We start from the raw sequence: 16,302 nt of genomic DNA, 5'->3' as shown, positions 1-16,302 counted from the left end.
TGAGATCTTATATAAAATTTACATACAGAAGACTAAGAGTTATAGACAAAAACAAAAATAAGAATTAAGACAAAAGAATCTATGAAAAAAGAAACGACGAGAGGGGGACTCGAACCCCCGGGATGCAGGGCATCACGGGATTAGCAATCCCGCGCCATACCGGGCTTGGCTATCTCGTCATATCGAACTTTAGAAACGCGTCCCCTAAAATGCATTTCATATATTTAACCTTTTCCGGAGAGAAAACATGTCTAAGAAGTCAATCCAGAAAAATCACAGTTATATTATAAAGCCAAGCTATTAAAAACGATCTAATATAAAAAAGATCTAATAATATGTATAGTGATGAGCACGCCTCAGGTCGTTGTACCTCGGAGGCTCCAGTAGACTGAAATCTCTTCTCCACCCCGCGACCCCGCAAGCGACGGTTGCCCACGGTAAGTCTGCTCCCTTCCGGGCCTCGACCGGTTTCCACGATTAGGGCATGAGAACCTGTTTTCCAGCAAGTCCGCATACCTGCACCATCCAAGCAGGACGGGGCTTCTCAGTTGAGATTTCAGGCTGGAATCTCTCTGGCGCATCTTCCTTTGGCTTCGTCCCCCGCGTATCGGCGATTTCGGGTTACAGGTAACGCCGGGCTACCCGGACTAGCTCATCAGCTATACAAAGACATTTGTAGTATATAAAAATATCCTACCCGTATCTCTCCCGATATCTGTTTTTTTAGCAAATGATTCCAGACATTCAATCTGCCTGCAAAAAAGAAAACAGAGAAAACAAAGCTAGAGAAGGCGTTTTTTTAAAAATAAGATCAGGCAATAAGAGAAAATCAACCAGGGATTAAAATATGCGAGGATGAATAAATCACCGTATTTATTTATATGTCATTTTTCAAAGTAATATTACATAAAATCTCAAACGGCTTAAGTGAGATGTAAGTACTCGGCAAAGTAAAAAATGAGGGGATTTGTATGAGATATGGAGTTGCAGTTGACCTGGGAACAAGTGGATATCGAGCTCAAAAGATTGACCTGGATACAAAAGAAATCAAAAGGACAGTAATAACACTGAGAAACCCCCTTCCAGGAGCGAATGTGATGGATCACATGGACTTCGCAATTCATTACGGGCAGGATCTTGCGCATGGACTCTCAATAAATGCAGTAAAAAATCTGTTCCAGACACTTGATGTGCAAAGCGGAGAACTGGACAGACTTTCTATCTGCGGAAACCCGATCCAGTTATCCATTTTTCAGGGAATCAGTATTGAAGACCTGGCTTATGCAGGGGAACGTAAGAAAAAGAAGTACAATATACAGGAACAGAACAGGGATGCAAGAATAATATCCAGCTCCGAAATTTCAGGGCTTGAGGAGTTCAACTGTGAAGTTGTAGTCCCTCCTGCAATAAAACATGAAGTAGGAGCCGATGCCCTTGCTCTGATAACTAAATCAGGAATGCTTGATAGCGATGAGATTTCAATTGCAACAGACTATGGAACTAACGCCGAGATGGCACTCAAAGTAAAAGATATCATTTATACAGGCTCGGCAGCTGCAGGTCCTGCTCTTGAAGGGCAACAGATAAAGCACGGAACCCTTGCATCTCCCTTTGCAATTTCGGATTTTGAATTCGAGAACGGAGCATTGAGAAATTACGTATTGAGTGAAGAGATGAAATCAGATCCAGGAGACCTTATCGACCCTAAAACCGGAGAAGTTCTTGATGAGGGGCAGATCAGGGCAAAAGGAATCACAGGCACGGGAGTTATTGCTCTTATAGAAAAAGCCATGGGGCACGATCTGGTTGAGCTCCCAAAAATCAAGACTCCTGACGGACTGATTCACCTGCAGGACAGAATAACCTTCTCGGAAAGAGACCTTAAAGAGGCAGGAAAAGCAATCGGTGCAATCAGGGCAGGACATATCACTCTCTGTGCGGCTGCGGGCATTCAACTGACAGATATTGACACTGCGTATATGGCAGGAGCTGCCGGCACATATATGGATGCAGAAAAAGCCCAGAAAATTGGCCTAATCCCTTACTCAACAGGAAAAATTGCCCAGCTTGGGAATACCTCGCTTGCAGTTGCAAAGGAGATCCTGCTTTCGGAAGAAAGGCTCTGGGAACTTCAGGACATTGCAAGCCAGATAATAGGCACTCACATAATGTTTGCTACTGCCCCGGAATTCCGGGATGCTTATGTCCTTGAACTTGCGTACTGGGAAGAGGGAATGCCGTTCAAGATGTTTAAGAAGTATCTTAAAAAGAAAGGACTTCCATCACTTGATGAACCCATAAGCAACCCTGTTGTGGATAAGCGTGTGGAGAGAGATATTCCTATTCTCGGGGAAGAAGGTCTGCATGTGCTTGAGAGAGTGGGGACCTATATGACCATGGTCGTTGCTGACTGCCCGGAATGCAGGAAGTGTATTAGAGTCTGCCCTAACGAAGCCATCACAATTGATGAAGAAAACAGGGTTATGATAAGTACAGATCTTTGCGAGGGCGCACACTGCCAGAAATGCATAAGGGCTTGCCCTCCGGACAAATTTAGCTGGGAGAACCTTGAGGTGTTCAAACCAGAGCAACAGGAGTGAAACTGTTTTATCACCACTGAACCGGCATTCCAAGATCCTGATAGTGTAGAAAAATGTCAGTCTAAAACTGGCAAATACATATTTTTGGAGTAATAGATGTGGGCAAATCCGCCTGAAGGTATTTAAAAGTGCCGTTAAGTATTGTTCTGTTTATATATAAACACTGGGAAAAAATTCGGGATAGGAAGCTCATTTAATGAATTCAAAACAAAAGAGAAAAGTAAGGTTTAACAAGAAGGAAGTTTTGGGCGGTTGTGTGCAGAATAAACACAAATTATATAAATAACCTCATCATAAGGAATTATTGAGGCATCTAATCCACTTTCACACCACAAATCATCTACCACATCTAGCCCAAATAGATTTTTAAATTATGCAACGCCGTTTTTTAGATGCCTCAATACCACACAAAGCAGTGCTTACTTGGATAGAGAATTATCATATATAAATATTTATATTTTTTTCGTAAAATAAAATATCAAGTCAGTCTTCTTTTAAAGTAAAAGAAATAATTTTGTATAGAGTAGAGCATTAAAACCTGTGAAGAATCAAAAGCTTTAATATCCCTACAAAAATTGTTTCTCTCTTTTTCTCGACTCACCAGGGTCAGGGCATAAAGAACCCATTGGAATTACTAGTAAGAGCGATACTGTTGATATTATTCCGCAAATCCAGACAGGTAAATATTTTGCAAAATACAGATAGGAATAAAAATCAGAAAAATCTTGCTTGTAAAGAAAACTTTACCTGCAATCTTTACTCTGGAAGGATCAGTAAAGACCAATGCTTCAAAATAAAACTCTACTGGCTAAACAAGATATGAAAGATGATAAAAATAGGTAAGGGGAGAGGGAATTTTTTAAGAAGAATCACTGGTGAGATTAGCACAAATTTTATAAATAACCTGTACGTAGGAGTAAAGGAGGCATCTAATCCACTTTCGCACCGTAAATCATCTACCACATCTAGCCCAAATAGATTTTTAAATTACGCAACGCCTATTTTTAGATGCCTCATCACCCAATTCGGATAGACTTTTGATAAAGGTTTTAGATAGATAGAATTCATCGGATATAAATATTTATATTTAATCTCGACTATAATATGCAGTGTAATGAATAATTATCTACTTTTGTATAAATTCATTTACATTTTTGTGTAATTCAATATGCTTTTTAAATAAATAGAGCCGTCAGTATGCAAAAATTACGTTTTTTGTAAAAAAAGATAACCAAATGAATATAATGCTCAGGAAATATGTATATAAAAAATATCAAACAGTCTTTCTTGACAAAGAAATGGCAAAAAAGAAAAGGTTAGAGGGAGTAAGTTTCACGAAGTTTTACAACGAGCCCTTCAACCTGTTCCACTGCTGTTCCTATATACTTATCAGGGTTTACAAGGTTTTCAATATCTCCGGCACTCAGATACCTTGAAACAGATGGAGTATCCAGCAGAACCTGTTTGAAGTGCTGGCCTGTGTCATGGGCTCTCATTGCTGCAGTCCGGACAAGTTCGTGGGCTTCCTGCCTGCCTACACCTCTTTTTGCAAGTTCTATCATTACAGCTTCGCCCATATTCAGACCTCTTAGCAGGTCAAGGTTTCTACGAATATTTTCGGGATAGAACCTGAGGTTTTCAAGAACACTGATTCCGAGTTTAAGGATATGGTCCGTAAGCACACAGGCTTCAGGGAAAACAACTCGTTCACAAGAAGAATTTGTCAGATCCCGTTCATCCCATAATGTGTTGTTAAGAAGTTCAGGTTCAACCATTGCCCTTACTATCCGCGCGAGCCCGCATATCTGCTCGGACTTTATAGGATTGCGCTTGTGAGGCATGGTAGAAGAACCTACCTGCTTTTTCCCAAAGCTCTCTTCAATCTCGGCAATCTCACTGCGCTGAAGCGTCCTTATTTCAATCCCGATTTTATCCATAGTGGTAACAGTATTTGCCATCCACATAACAAATTCGGCATGCCTGTCCCTCTGGATGATCTGGTTTGAGACGTCCACAGCCCCGATACCAAGATGTTGCATTGTAAGTTTCTGGATCAGAACCCCGGATTTTCCAAAAGCTGCCTGAGTCCCGACAGCTCCGGTCATCTGCCCTACGGTAGCTCTTGGAGTCAGTTCGTACAGACGATCAAGGTGCCTTGAAATCTCGGAAGCCCAGATTGCAAAACGAAGTCCGTAGGTTGTTGGAACGCCTATCTGCCCGTGCGTTCTTCCGCAGCAAACCGTATTTTTGTGGACTTCTGCCTGGTTTACCAGAACTTTAAGCAGAATTTTGAGTTTATCTTCCAATATATCAATTGCATCCTTTATCTGGAGAGCCGTTGCCGTGTCAAGAATATCGTTTGAAGTCGCTCCGAAGTGAACCCACTTGCCTGCATCATCTCTGCACTTTTCTGAAATCGCAACAACAACAGCCATCATATCATGATGGATTTCGGCTTCAATTTCGTCAACCCTTCCGGCCTTTACAGATGTAATACATTCGGATATAACTTCAGCTGCTTCTGCCGGGATAAGTCCCATATCCGCTTCTGCCCGGGCAAGGGCTGCCTCGGTCTGTAAGATCTTAGCTAGTCTATTTTCCTGACTCCATACATATTTCATTTCCGCTGTACCGTACCGGTATTCTATAGGATGGATAGCCACATTAATCACCTTACTGGAATCGGGAATTAAATTTAATCCCGGGTCTGCTTTGAACCTTAAATCAATATTAATTTTCTAATAGTCTGGACTTAATATTTTTTGCCTAAATTATTCTTAGCCTAAGATTGTCCTTAGACTAAATTACCCTTAGACTAAATTACCCTTAGCCTGAATACTCACTATACATTCGATATTAATTTTGGAAAATATTAAAATCAACCTGCAACTGGAAGTGAAACAAGGTGCTTAACAGCACACTTACTGCCAGAATTACCTGTATTAATAAGATCACTGTTTCAAATAAGGTACCTTACTGATCTTCAGCCTAGAACTTCAGCCTGCAGGCTACGGAATAAACAAGTGGACCAATAAATAGGCTTCGAGTCTGCAGAATAGAAAGAAAAATCAGAGTACATGAAAGAAGAGAAAAAGAGAGTTAGAAACTCAACAAGCAGCGGAGATTTTTGATGAAAAACATTATATGCCTTAACATCCATTAAGCGGGCTATATACCGTATTGATAATAAAAAATAATAGCAGGTGACAAAAATGGCTCGTTTTCCAGAAGCAGAAGAAAGACTATTAAACAAAAAAATCTGCATGAAGTGTAATGCCAGAAACGCCATAAGGGCAACCCGCTGCAGAAAATGCGGCTACAGTGCTCTTCGCGTCAAATCCAAGGAATCCAAGGGAGCATGATCTTTTTTGCAGGTGGAAATACACCTCCAGAAGATTATTGAAAAGGACGGAAAAGTTCATCTTACCCTTATCGACCCGGCGTCCCAGATGCCTGAACGAGCCGCCGAAATTGCTCTTGCAGCAGTTGAAGGAGGCACTGATGCCATCATGATAGGGGGCTCAACCGGAGCGTCGGGAACCCTATTAGATGAAACTGTAATAAAAATCAAAGAAAATGTAAACGTCCCTACCATCCTTTTCCCGGGAAGTTCAGCCGGGCTCAGCAGTTACGCAGATGCAGTATTCTTCATGAGCCTTTTGAACTCAAGGGACATAGGATATGTAATTACAAACCAGGTGCTTGGAGCTCCGCTAGTATACAGAAGCCAGATAGAGCCAATCTCCATGGCATATCTTATAGTCGAGCCAGGAGGCACTGTTGGCTGGGTAGGGGATGCAAAACTGATTCCCAAGAAGAAACCTGAAATTGCTGCGGTCTATGCCCTTGCAGGCAAATACCTTGGCATGCACTATACCTACCTGGAAGCAGGATCCGGAGCCGATGCGCCAGTCAATCCTGAAATGATAGGGGCTGTCAAACACGTACTCGGAGAAAACAAGCTTATCGTTGGCGGCGGGATAAGAGACGCGCAAACAGCAAAGCTCTGTACCTCTGCAGGTGCGGATATGATCGTCACCGGCACAATCGTTGAAGAAGTAAAAGACGTTGCTGCAAAAGTAGCTGAGATTGTATCAGCCATAAAAAGATGAGTTTCTGAAAAGGAATTCGGGGTGTGCTGCCTGCTTTTCAGCAGTCAAAAAGATTCATTTGACTCAACCAATTTTAAACATTATTTTTTTGAGTTTCAATTTTGGATAGCTTTAGCTCTTTTGATTTTCTGCCCTTCCCAGATGAGTAAACGAAATAACATTCTATAGTTCATTTACACTAAAGATTAAATATAAAGCAATGACCTGCCAACAAGAACTGAGGACATGGGCTCTTAAGAAAGCCCGGAACCAGCAGAAAAAAAATCGAAATCGGAGGAAAGATGGACGTAAGAGAGGAAGTTTACGGACAAATCATCGAAATCCTTAAAGATGCAAGATTTCCAATTAACTCACTTGATGAGCTGATAGCTGCTTTACCCGAAGGGCTGGATACCACATGCATAATAGGTGATACTGAAGTCACGGCAGCAGAGGCAAAAAGCCTGATTACTGAAAAAGATTTTCCATTCAAAAATGCAAAACAGATAGCAGATCTCCTGGTAGAAAGAGCAGGGCTCTAAATTTGAGGGTACCTGTTACATAACAGGATTTCTATTTACTATAATCTTTACTTTACCGAAACTTTTTATTTCTTAAACCTTTTTTATACTTGGAAACTATCCTGATGCTAACTTTCTGGAATATGTAAGATCAGCAGTTTGCAGGTAGCCCACAAGTAGCCAATTATAATAAATAGATTTAAAAGTAATATTTGCTCCTATTTTAGTAACATATTTTGTTAATATATAATGTTTAATAATGTAACAGGGTCCAAAAGCAGGCAAAAAAATAGGCTCTTGCAGGAAGCCTGCAAACCCCAGTATCGGACCCTAACTTGCAATCAACACTAAGAGGTATGATTATGATCAGAGTTTCCAATCTGGTAAAAGATTATGAGGTACGTTCCGAAAAAATAAGGGTGTTAGACCATATCGACCTCATGGTGGAGGACGGAGAGATCCTCGGAATTACAGGTCGAAGCGGAAGCGGGAAATCTACCCTGTTGCGGATTATCCGCGGAGTTGAACCTTTTAATGAAGGAAGTGTAGAGGTTGATGGAGAAACTGTAACCCCGGATTCAGGATTTGAAGGAGAGAAGTTTCTGAAAAGTGTAACCGCAATACACCTCCAGCGAAATTTCGGGCTCTGGAACGGGCCTGCAATAGAGAATATTATAAGAAAACTGAATTACCTCAGAATAGGGCACGAAGCCCTTCCGCATAATGAGACTGACGATTACAATGAACTTTTTGCTGAGGCAATGGAGTACATGAAACTCGTGGGCCTGGAACACAAAGCCCTTCATTCCACCAACCTCCTGAGCGGCGGGGAAAAGCAGAGGGTTGTAATGGCAAGGCAGCTTGCCGCAAAACCAAAAGTCCTTCTGCTGGACGAACCCGTAACAATGACAGGACCTGATACCAAACAGGAAGTCCTTGATGTAATAAGGAGCCTGAAAAAAAAACTGAATATTCCGATTATAGTGGTCTCCCATCTTCCTGAAATTCACGCCTATCTCGCAGACAGGCTTATCTTCCTCGAAAACGGGAAAATAGCAGCTGACGGAGAACCTGCCTGGGTGCTTAAAAACTTCCTGAGAGATATGAAACCCAGGGAAGAACTTTCAGTGCCCGAAAATAAAGAAGTCTGCATTAAAGTAAGGGATATATCAAAACGTTATTCTCTTATCCGTATGGGTGAAGTCCTTAATATCAAAAACTTCTCTCTGGACGTTTACAGAGGAGAAATTCTGGCATTCATCGGGCCTTCAGGAGCTGGAAAGACAACCATTATGAAGCTGATGGAGGGGCTGGTCAAACCGAAAAACGGGTCTGTAGAGTATCTCTGCAAGGGTGACTGGGTGGACGTCACCGAGTATAGTCCGAAGCGCATGGAACTCAGGAGGATTATGAGCATTATGAACCAGGAATTCTCAATGTCCGTAAACTCAACCGTAAGAGACCAGATCCGCTTCAGGCTGAGCATGAAAAAACAGGGTGCAATCGAATACGCGAGAAACAAAGCCAGAGAAATGGGACTTTCAGATGAGACTCTGGATACTGTTTACCGCCTGCCCGATATGCCAGAAGAGGAAAAGACCGACGCACTCAGGGAGCTGAACCTTAGTGATACAATCTACTTCGAACTCTTCCCGGCTATCCCTGTAACTGATGTTGATACCTATGCAAAGCCGGTCTTCGAAGCTCTTGACCTGCCAATGGAAGTCCTTGACAAAACTCCTTACCAGATTAGCGGAGGAGAACATGTCAGAGCTTTTATTGCCCTGAGCCTTGCAACCTCTCCGGAATACCTTATGCTTGACGAGCCTTTCGGAGACCTCGACCCCGTAACCCTGAGAGATGTAACAAACTCATTAAAAAGAATTAACGAGCGTTTTGGCACGACCATTGTACTCGTAAGCCACCATATGGACTTTGTCAGGGAAGTTGCTCACAGGGCCGTGTTAATAGAAAACGGAGCTCTTGTAATGGACGGAAAGCCGATTGAAGTCTGCCAGGAACTGATTAACAGAAGCAATGCTCCCTATATGGAACACAGCCTGGAAGATCTGGTTGAAGGCAACCTGGAAAGTAAGTAATCAACCGGAAAAGTTAGTAATTTGAGAGTCTGCTCCAGATTCTTTTCTTATTTTTGCTTCTATAACGAATAGTTACCAGTTGAAGAAGACTTTTGCAGTTTATCTTAAAAATTCAGAACAGACAAAAATTAAAGAGATTAAATTATTTTTCTTCTTTCTGGCACTCTTTTATAAGCCTGTCCCATTCTTCGTTTCCGAATTTTATGTACAGGCTCGGAGGTACAATTGGTTTTTCAAGATCTTCAACTACTTTATCTGAGATTTCCTGATTTTCAACAACCTCTTTACCGGCAGATCTGAGCAGTTTTTTGTATTTCCCGATTAGAGGTTTCAGCATGATATTCTTCTGGCCTCTGAAAATTTCCCCTTCTCCCCTGTAGATTTCTGCAATAAGTTCGGTATGAAATGTTCTTGCCAGCCGCCTGAAGAAAAGACTCTCTACCTCGAAATTTGTCTGTCCTGGCAGCCCTGCGTTCGAAATTACAACTAATTTCGGATATTTTTCATAACGTTTGGCATGCCTGTACTCACCCTTCTCGTCCTCTTCAAATTGAGGTAGAAGAACAGGAGCGAGTCTCTCTACGAAATTTTTCATTACGGAAGGAATATTATCAAAATATACCGGGCATGCAAATACTACGATATCCGAAGCCATAAATTTTGGAAGCAGATCATCCATATCATCATGAATAGTACACCTTCCGGGTGTCTTAAGCCAGCACTCGAATTTCCCCCTGCAGTATTTAATATTCTTCTCGGTAAGGACAATGTTTTCAGTTTCTGCCCCGGCTTCTTCTGCCCCTTTCAGGAACTCCTCAACCATAATGAGAGTATTTCCTTCTCTGCCCTTGTGGCTACCGCTGAATACTGTTACTTTCATATAACAACCCCCTGTTGTCCCATAAAAACCGAAATTGGTGCGAGCTGTAATTTCAGCCCGGGAATTCTCAAAATTATTATTTAAACTCTTTAACTTCACCAAAGAGAGCTTTCTTCAAAGGGATTTTTCTCTACCTGTTACTTTCATTTCTATCCTCATTAATATTCTGACTGAATTTTTTTCCAGCACACCAGGCTTTACCAAGATGCTCGCCAATTCCCCAGTAGTTGTTGTCGTACATTGAAAAGACAATAGGTTCGATCTTTTCTATATCAGGAATCCCATTACAGAGGTATTTTTCTTCTGCATAGCTTTCCACTATCTCACCAATGAAAACCTCATTGGTCCCGCCAAAGTCCAGAGTATCAACCAGCCTGCATTCAAGGTTTACAGGGCACTCCCGGATCATTGGAGCTTTTTCGAGCCTTCCGTAGAAGGTTTCAAAAATACCCGATTTATCAGTCTTTTTCCCGGAAACTATGCCGCAATAATCCGTAGCTTCAAGCATGTGTCTGGAAGGAATATTAACGCTGAAACATTTGTTTTCCCTAATTCCTTCATTTGTATAGTGCATTTTCCCCAGAGTAACCGCAATCATTGGGGGACCTGCCTGAACGATTCCGCAAAAAGCAACTGTCAGGTAGTTTGGCTTTCCTTTCACATCGGCTCCTACAAGGGTAGTGGGCATAGGGTAAAGGAAATTTCTGGCTCCGATAGCTTTTTTCTCTCCGGCTTCCACTTCTTCATCCTCCACAAAATTACATAAACAAAAGTTTGATCCATTTATAGGCAACTTCCACGAACCTGCGGCAGAATTTATAGATAAATGTACTTTTTTATAAGTATCCTCAAGACCTGTAATTAGTATTCCGGTTTTCGTTCGATTATAAATTAAGACTCAACCGGATAAGATACAATCGGATTAAAGATACAAATGATCCGGATACAAGTGCCCACTGGAGTGAGAGCATAAAAATTCGAGAAAAAAAACACTTACCTGGAAACGAGACAAAAGCAAAAGGTAAAAACAAAAATACTGAGAAGGAACTTCTGAATTATAATAATTTAAGTTTTAAGCCCTCTTTCACTCATGCCTCAGCGAGTCCACAGGAGCGAGTTTTGCTGCTTTGTTTGTCGGATAAACTCCTGCAGTAACTCCCACAATGACTGCAACCAGAATCCCTACCTTGAAAACCTGGGTTACCGTCCTGCCTCCCTCCAGTAGCAGGGTGATGTCTATTGAACTGCGGGCAGAAATATTCCTGTAGAATTTCGTTTGCAACTTCAAACCCGATGGCTGCGGAAAAAGCATCCTGGTCGCTTATGAAACTGCCGCTTTCCATAACGATATTAGCGGTATCTTCATAGTCACCTGTTACCCCTGCAATATCGATGTTTTTACTCTGGGAAAAATAGGTCACATCCCCAAGTTGCTGTTTTATGGGAAAAACCGCACTGATTCCAGGAATTTTTTCAATTATTTGAAGCTTATTGGAGTAAAAAAGGTTAGGTTCCTGGCTGTAAATAATAATAAAATTGGAGCCCTGGGCATTTATCTCCGCTTCAAAAAAACATTGAAACTCTCCACAAGAGAGACATTTGCAACTACTGCAGCAATCCCTATGACAATACCAAGGGTTGTCACCTGAGCGAAGTTTTGAGCTTGCTATACTCCCTAGAGATACACCTACAGCTTGCCGCACCTTCAGCATACAACCTCCCACACTAAATGAAAATGAAGCTTCAAGCAGACGTAAAAAATATTAAGAACCTGTATCTTCAGACAGTTCAATATTAATTATTCAGAGGACCCAAGTAGATATTTATTGATAAGTATATAATAGGCCTCTATAAGAAAAATTGGAAAAATTTCTCCAGACATTCTGTTTGGTACAGGCATCAAAAATTGGCAAACTTCACAACATTATAAATTAGCACATTTCTTATATATGCTGATGTAATATGATAGAAATATAAGCATATTTATGAAACTTAAAAAGTTAAAGGAAACTAAAAGATTTAAATAAGAAATTATTCTGAAAGTTTAGAAATATTTCCAAGTATACCTTAAACCAATTTAAAGCGCCGGAAGTTATCATATGTCTCCGCAGCCTCTGTTTCATGCCCCATTCAAACCCGGACTGTGCGCTGAAGATGCGCTTACTGTAAACACACGCAGGGGGAAAGATTCTGATAAAAAATACTGATAAATATCTCGAACTTTTTTCAAGCATTCCACAGAGCCCCCAGCTCTCTGCCGTATATAGTAATATCGAAGAACTTACAGAGTTACTTGTTGCTTATTTTAAGCAGGGAATTGAGCAGGGAGAGTTCTGTCTCTGGAATGTCACGGATGCACTCGAAGCCGAAAGGGTAAAAAATGAACTTGAGAAAGCAGGAGTGGATTTCGAAAATCTCCTAACTTCATCTCAACTGGAGATTCTTACAGCCGGCGCACTTTCAAAAAACACCCCTCTATCAGAGTCAACAATAAAAGAACTCATTGGAGGGATGAATGAAAAAGCCTTTTCCGAAGGATTTTCCGGCTTAAGAACAAATCTCGATATTACTGGAATGGAAGGTTCCCTCAAGTCTGACTTTGATAAGTTAGAAAAAAGTCTTAAAGAAATTAACCAAGACGGCAAAAGAAAACTCACATGCCTCTGTACTTTCCCCCTTGAAGAGCTATCAGGCAGTAAACTTCTTGAACTGGTTGAGGAAAAGGGTATTCTCGTTAAAAGAAAAGGCAAATGGGAATATCTGGTGTACACATGCAACCTGAATGGGCAAAAAGAGCTTGAAACGACCCTTCTCAAAGCAAAAAAAGATGCTGAAGCTACAAACAGGGCAAAGAACAGCTTTATAATGAATATGAGCCACGAGCTCAGGACCCCTCTCAATTCAGTAATAGGCTTTTCGGATCTACTGCTGGAAGGAGCTTTCGGGCCCATGAATACAAAACAATCAAAATATGTCAACAATATCCTGATAAGCGGGAAAAGCCTGCTTGAGATTATCAATAATCTGCTTGACATATCGAGGCTTGAAGCCGGGGAAAAGACCCTCAAATATGAGGATGTAGATATTGCAAGCCTCATAGGAGAAGTGAGAATGAGCCTCCTTTCTCCCGCTTCGGTCAAGAAGATTACAGTCGAACTGAAGATAGATCCCTCCGTGGGAACCGTTCAGGCAGACATTACGAAACTCAGACAGATCCTTTATAACCTTGTCAGCAATGCCATAAAGTTTACTCCGGCGAGAGGAAAGGTCGTTATCAGTGCTTGCAAAAAGGAAGGAGTTCTCGAGGTAAAGGTTTCGGATAACGGAATAGGGCTTTCAAAAGAAAGCCATGAGAAAATATTTATGCCTTTTACACAGGCAGATTCTTCTGCAGCCCGTGGATATGGAGGAGCAGGCCTTGGGTTATTTATTGTAAGGAACTTTGTAGACCTTCACGGAGGGAAGATCTATGTGAACTCTGAGGTAGGAAAGGGAAGTACATTTACCTTTACCATTCCAACAAAATCGGAGAATTTCTCCCTCCGAGAAGATGAAAATAAAAAAACAGGCTCGTCTCCAAAAGGAAAAAAGTCGAAAAAAGCAAACTCATCAACCGAAGCTGAAAATTGAAATTCTTCAATGAACCGTTTAAAAAAGTAAATCGAAATTAAAAATACTGTTAAAAGGAGAAAGCCTGTTTATGAACGCCTGGATTTTCACAGTCTCTTAACAGTGATTTCAGAAGATAACTGCAGGCTCTCTCATATTTCTTATTTGTTTTTCCCCTGTTTTTTTCTGTAAATCAGTATACCGGCAGCAGCAAGGGCGGCAAGCAGGATGCCAGCTATGATCAGACCTGAGTTACCTCCCTTGTTTTCTTCAACCTGCTGAATGCGGAGATTGGTTACCAGATTTTCGTGTTTGTTAATGCCATTGCCGTAACTTGCAGAAAGGCTGAGATTTACAGGTTCCGAGGACCCTCTTTTGTTTTCCGAAGGCGAATCTGCTACAGCATCAAACTCTATTGTGAAAAGTTCATCAGGATCAAGAGGCCCGATGAAGTATTCGGCCGGGTAAAAGTCTACACCTTCAGCTTCGGGCTTTATGCTAACAGAGCTAAAACCATTAGGATGAGTGTTTGCCACATCAAACTTGAGGGTAGCTTCACCGTTTACGAGTTTGAGGAGACTTGAAGGAATTACTTTTATGTTTGAGGAGTCAACTTTAAGGGGAATATTCTTCCGGCTGTTATAATCAAAAGAATTGCCTTCAAGTGCAAGTTCAAGGTTGTGAGTCCCCTCTGTTGCATCTTCAGAAGCCATAACGTTGAATGTCAGTTTGATGCTGTCCCCGGGACCAAGAAGTCCCATTTCTTCATAAGGAGCATCAAGGACGATTACTTCATCAGAAAGTGTTCTTAGAACTGCGGCCTGGACCCTTGCATTGGTGTCGTAATCTTTTCCATCGATAGTAACAGTAGGAGTTGTTGCGGTATTTTTCAGTGTTACTGTGATTGTACCCCGGTCTCCGGGCATAAAGACTTCAGGAGATGAGACAATTTCCAAAAGCTCGACAGTTCCTTTGCTGTCAAAAGTCTCAGTACCTATCCTTAAATCAAAAGTTCTCTCACTCCATGGGCTGTTTTTATCAATCCGCGTGCGAATGTCAATTGACCGGACTCCCTTCTGAGCATTCTTATCCACGAAAAGGTGAAACTCTTTGGATGCGAATTTTTCAGGAGCGAGGGACCCGATATTCTGCACGGCGTTTTTCTGGGAATCAAGGGAAAAAGGGTACTCAGGAACTATTTCAATATCAACGTTTTCTGCCCTGTCTCTACCGATATTTTCGACCTGAACTGTAAGATCCAGATACTCTCCTATTTTAGCAGGATAAGGGTTTGTTTCAATTATTGTAACTTTCAGGTTAGCACCTGCAGTCGACGCAGATGCAGGTGCTGCAAAAACAGATGAAACTAAAAGCAGAAATGTAACAACAAAAGTAATTGAGGTTTTCAGTCCTTTCATTCTAACTCATCCTAATTGGCCAGATAAAAGATTTAATTATCAAAGGCTTTTTATCAAGGGCTTTCTTACTCAGAATTGTTTTGAATGTCCCGAATTATTCTAAATATCGGAATTGTATTCTGAGCAATTTATTATTTTGATTGTATCGAATATTCAGAGTTTATTCTAACTTACTCCAATTGCTCTGGATTATCCCGTCTTTTACGAGCACTATCCTATCAGCATACTTCGCAATTTCAGGATCGTGAGTAATCATTACAATAGTCCTGCCATCCTTGTTAAGCCTGGTAAACATTCCAAGGATTTCGCAGCCTGTTCTGGAGTCCAGGTTTCCTGTGGGCTCATCGGCAAGAAGGATTGCCGGGTCATTGATAAGAGCTCTGGCAATAGCTACTCTTTGAGATTGCCCTCCGGAAAGTTCGCCTGGCTTATGGTGCATGCGGTCCGCAAGTCCGACCATGTTAAGAAGTTCTTTTGCCTTTTTGCGCGTATCCACGCCCTCTCTTGCATTGGCATAGGTGGGCAGCTCAACGTTTTCAAGAGCAGTAAGCCTTGGGATCAGGTTAAAGGTCTGGAAAATAAAACCTATTTCAAGCCCTCTGAGCCTGGCAACTTCCTTATCGGACAGTTCACTGATATCAAGACCTTTAATCATGATCTTCCCATCTGTAGGTCTGTCAAGAAAACCTATGAGGTTCATAAGTGTGCTTTTTCCTGACCCGGAAGGACCCATTATAGCAAGAAATTCTCCTTCGTTTACTGTCAGGTTGATATCACGAAGAATAGGGACCTCCATATCTCCCAGAGTATAACTTTTTTTGACATTGATAACTTCAATTACCGGAGCTCCGGGCAGATTTTTTCCTCCACTATCATTGTCCGAGCGACTGGAACCGGGCAACTCGCAGTTAAAAGACTCTTCAACCTTATGATCAAATGATTTAGTCTCCATATCCGCTCCGTTATTGTCCAGAATTTGAACATTGTTTTACTGATTGCTGTATAATATCAATGTGTTTCGCCATTGTGTTTCGTCAGTAAGCGTTTGTAATCTGCTGATAAACGCTAATAGATTCCCAGTCAA

General features: G+C 41.5%; 13 protein-coding genes, 1 tRNA gene and 1 other RNA gene. 7 read left to right on the top strand and 8 right to left on the bottom strand.

Going from position 1 to position 16,302, the window contains the following annotated elements; translation table 11 throughout:
• Nucleotides 1-94: 94 nt before the first annotated feature.
• A tRNA-Ser gene (locus MSHOH_RS02395) sits at nucleotides 95-179 on the bottom strand.
• Nucleotides 180-343: 164 nt separating this feature from the next.
• Nucleotides 344-658: signal recognition particle sRNA (gene ffs / locus MSHOH_RS22505), an RNA gene on the bottom strand.
• A gap of 313 nt (nucleotides 659-971) precedes the next feature.
• Between ffs and MSHOH_RS02390 the strand changes: the two genes are divergently transcribed.
• Nucleotides 972-2,600 carry a methylamine methyltransferase corrinoid protein reductive activase gene (locus MSHOH_RS02390; protein ID WP_048137055.1) on the top strand — a complete coding sequence of 543 codons (1,629 nt, stop codon included), beginning with the start codon at nucleotides 972-974 and terminating at the stop codon, nucleotides 2,598-2,600.
• Nucleotides 2,601-3,916: 1,316 nt separating this feature from the next.
• On the opposite strand, the gene purB is transcribed toward MSHOH_RS02390, so the two are convergent.
• A complete protein-coding gene (gene purB, locus MSHOH_RS02385) occupies nucleotides 3,917-5,263 on the bottom strand; it encodes an adenylosuccinate lyase (RefSeq protein ID WP_048137050.1) in 1,347 nt (448 codons plus the stop codon).
• A gap of 549 nt (nucleotides 5,264-5,812) precedes the next feature.
• Here purB and MSHOH_RS02380 point away from each other — a divergent pair.
• The 4 genes from MSHOH_RS02380 to MSHOH_RS02365 all read left to right on the top strand — a co-directional run bounded on the left by MSHOH_RS02380 (nucleotide 5,813) and on the right by MSHOH_RS02365 (nucleotide 9,311).
• Entirely contained in the window at nucleotides 5,813-5,962 is a 150-nt protein-coding gene (locus MSHOH_RS02380; RefSeq protein WP_048137048.1) for a 50S ribosomal protein L40e, read from the top strand.
• A 6-nt stretch (nucleotides 5,963-5,968) separates the two neighbouring features.
• Nucleotides 5,969-6,712, top strand: coding sequence for a geranylgeranylglyceryl/heptaprenylglyceryl phosphate synthase (locus tag MSHOH_RS02375; protein ID WP_048137046.1), 744 nt, complete (start codon nucleotides 5,969-5,971; stop codon nucleotides 6,710-6,712).
• 281 nt (nucleotides 6,713-6,993) lie between these two features.
• Complete coding sequence (locus tag MSHOH_RS02370) at nucleotides 6,994-7,233, top strand: MTH865 family protein (RefSeq protein WP_048137045.1); 240 nt, start codon at nucleotides 6,994-6,996, stop codon at nucleotides 7,231-7,233.
• A gap of 341 nt (nucleotides 7,234-7,574) precedes the next feature.
• On the top strand, nucleotides 7,575-9,311 hold the full coding sequence (locus tag MSHOH_RS02365) for an ABC transporter ATP-binding protein (protein WP_048137043.1): 1,737 nt from the start codon (nucleotides 7,575-7,577) through the stop codon (nucleotides 9,309-9,311).
• 142 nt (nucleotides 9,312-9,453) lie between these two features.
• Here MSHOH_RS02365 and MSHOH_RS02360 read toward each other — a convergent pair whose 3' ends face one another.
• The 3 genes from MSHOH_RS02360 to MSHOH_RS24965 form a co-directional block, all read right to left on the bottom strand.
• Nucleotides 9,454-10,191 (bottom strand): flavodoxin family protein, encoded by a 738-nt coding sequence (locus MSHOH_RS02360; protein WP_048137041.1) that lies wholly within the window; start codon nucleotides 10,189-10,191, stop codon nucleotides 9,454-9,456.
• A gap of 130 nt (nucleotides 10,192-10,321) precedes the next feature.
• A complete protein-coding gene (locus MSHOH_RS02355) occupies nucleotides 10,322-10,930 on the bottom strand; it encodes a flavin reductase family protein (protein ID WP_082089213.1) in 609 nt (202 codons plus the stop codon).
• 345 nt (nucleotides 10,931-11,275) lie between these two features.
• Entirely contained in the window at nucleotides 11,276-11,473 is a 198-nt protein-coding gene (locus MSHOH_RS24965) for a hypothetical protein (protein WP_052730674.1), read from the bottom strand.
• Nucleotides 11,474-11,672: 199 nt separating this feature from the next.
• Here MSHOH_RS24965 and MSHOH_RS24960 point away from each other — a divergent pair, with 199 nt between their 5' ends.
• Nucleotides 11,673-11,840 (top strand): hypothetical protein, encoded by a 168-nt coding sequence (locus MSHOH_RS24960; protein ID WP_239451169.1) that lies wholly within the window; start codon nucleotides 11,673-11,675, stop codon nucleotides 11,838-11,840.
• Nucleotides 11,841-12,378: 538 nt separating this feature from the next.
• Nucleotides 12,379-13,821: an ATP-binding protein gene (locus tag MSHOH_RS02345; RefSeq protein ID WP_338037932.1), complete on the top strand. Its 1,443-nt coding sequence runs from the start codon at nucleotides 12,379-12,381 to the stop codon at nucleotides 13,819-13,821.
• Between the two features lie 140 nt (nucleotides 13,822-13,961).
• On the opposite strand, the gene MSHOH_RS02340 is transcribed toward MSHOH_RS02345, so the two are convergent.
• Both MSHOH_RS02340 and MSHOH_RS02335 read right to left on the bottom strand, forming a co-directional pair.
• Complete coding sequence (locus tag MSHOH_RS02340; RefSeq protein ID WP_048137039.1) at nucleotides 13,962-15,218, bottom strand: COG1361 S-layer family protein; 1,257 nt, start codon at nucleotides 15,216-15,218, stop codon at nucleotides 13,962-13,964.
• A gap of 160 nt (nucleotides 15,219-15,378) precedes the next feature.
• Complete coding sequence (locus MSHOH_RS02335) at nucleotides 15,379-16,170, bottom strand: ABC transporter ATP-binding protein (protein ID WP_082089211.1); 792 nt, start codon at nucleotides 16,168-16,170, stop codon at nucleotides 15,379-15,381.
• Between the last annotated feature and the right edge of the window lie 132 nt (nucleotides 16,171-16,302).

Origin of the sequence: Methanosarcina horonobensis HB-1 = JCM 15518 (genome assembly GCF_000970285.1) — an archaeon.
Taxonomy (GTDB): domain Archaea; phylum Halobacteriota; class Methanosarcinia; order Methanosarcinales; family Methanosarcinaceae; genus Methanosarcina; species Methanosarcina horonobensis.
This window is presented reverse-complemented; position numbering and strand designations above follow the sequence as displayed.

What these genes read in the sequence shown, in the direction of transcription:
- MSHOH_RS02340 (WP_048137039.1), bottom strand. Translation starts at nt 15,218, where the DNA reads ATGAAAGGACTGAAAACCTCAATTACTTTTGTTGTTACATTTCTGCTT.
- MSHOH_RS02370 (WP_048137045.1), top strand. Translation starts at nt 6,994, where the DNA reads ATGGACGTAAGAGAGGAAGTTTACGGACAAATCATCGAAATCCTTAAA.
- MSHOH_RS02360 (WP_048137041.1), bottom strand. Translation starts at nt 10,191, where the DNA reads ATGAAAGTAACAGTATTCAGCGGTAGCCACAAGGGCAGAGAAGGAAAT.
- MSHOH_RS02335 (WP_082089211.1), bottom strand. Translation starts at nt 16,170, where the DNA reads ATGGAGACTAAATCATTTGATCATAAGGTTGAAGAGTCTTTTAACTGC.
- MSHOH_RS02390 (WP_048137055.1), top strand. Translation starts at nt 972, where the DNA reads ATGAGATATGGAGTTGCAGTTGACCTGGGAACAAGTGGATATCGAGCT.
- MSHOH_RS02365 (WP_048137043.1), top strand. Translation starts at nt 7,575, where the DNA reads ATGATCAGAGTTTCCAATCTGGTAAAAGATTATGAGGTACGTTCCGAA.
- MSHOH_RS02380 (WP_048137048.1), top strand. Translation starts at nt 5,813, where the DNA reads ATGGCTCGTTTTCCAGAAGCAGAAGAAAGACTATTAAACAAAAAAATC.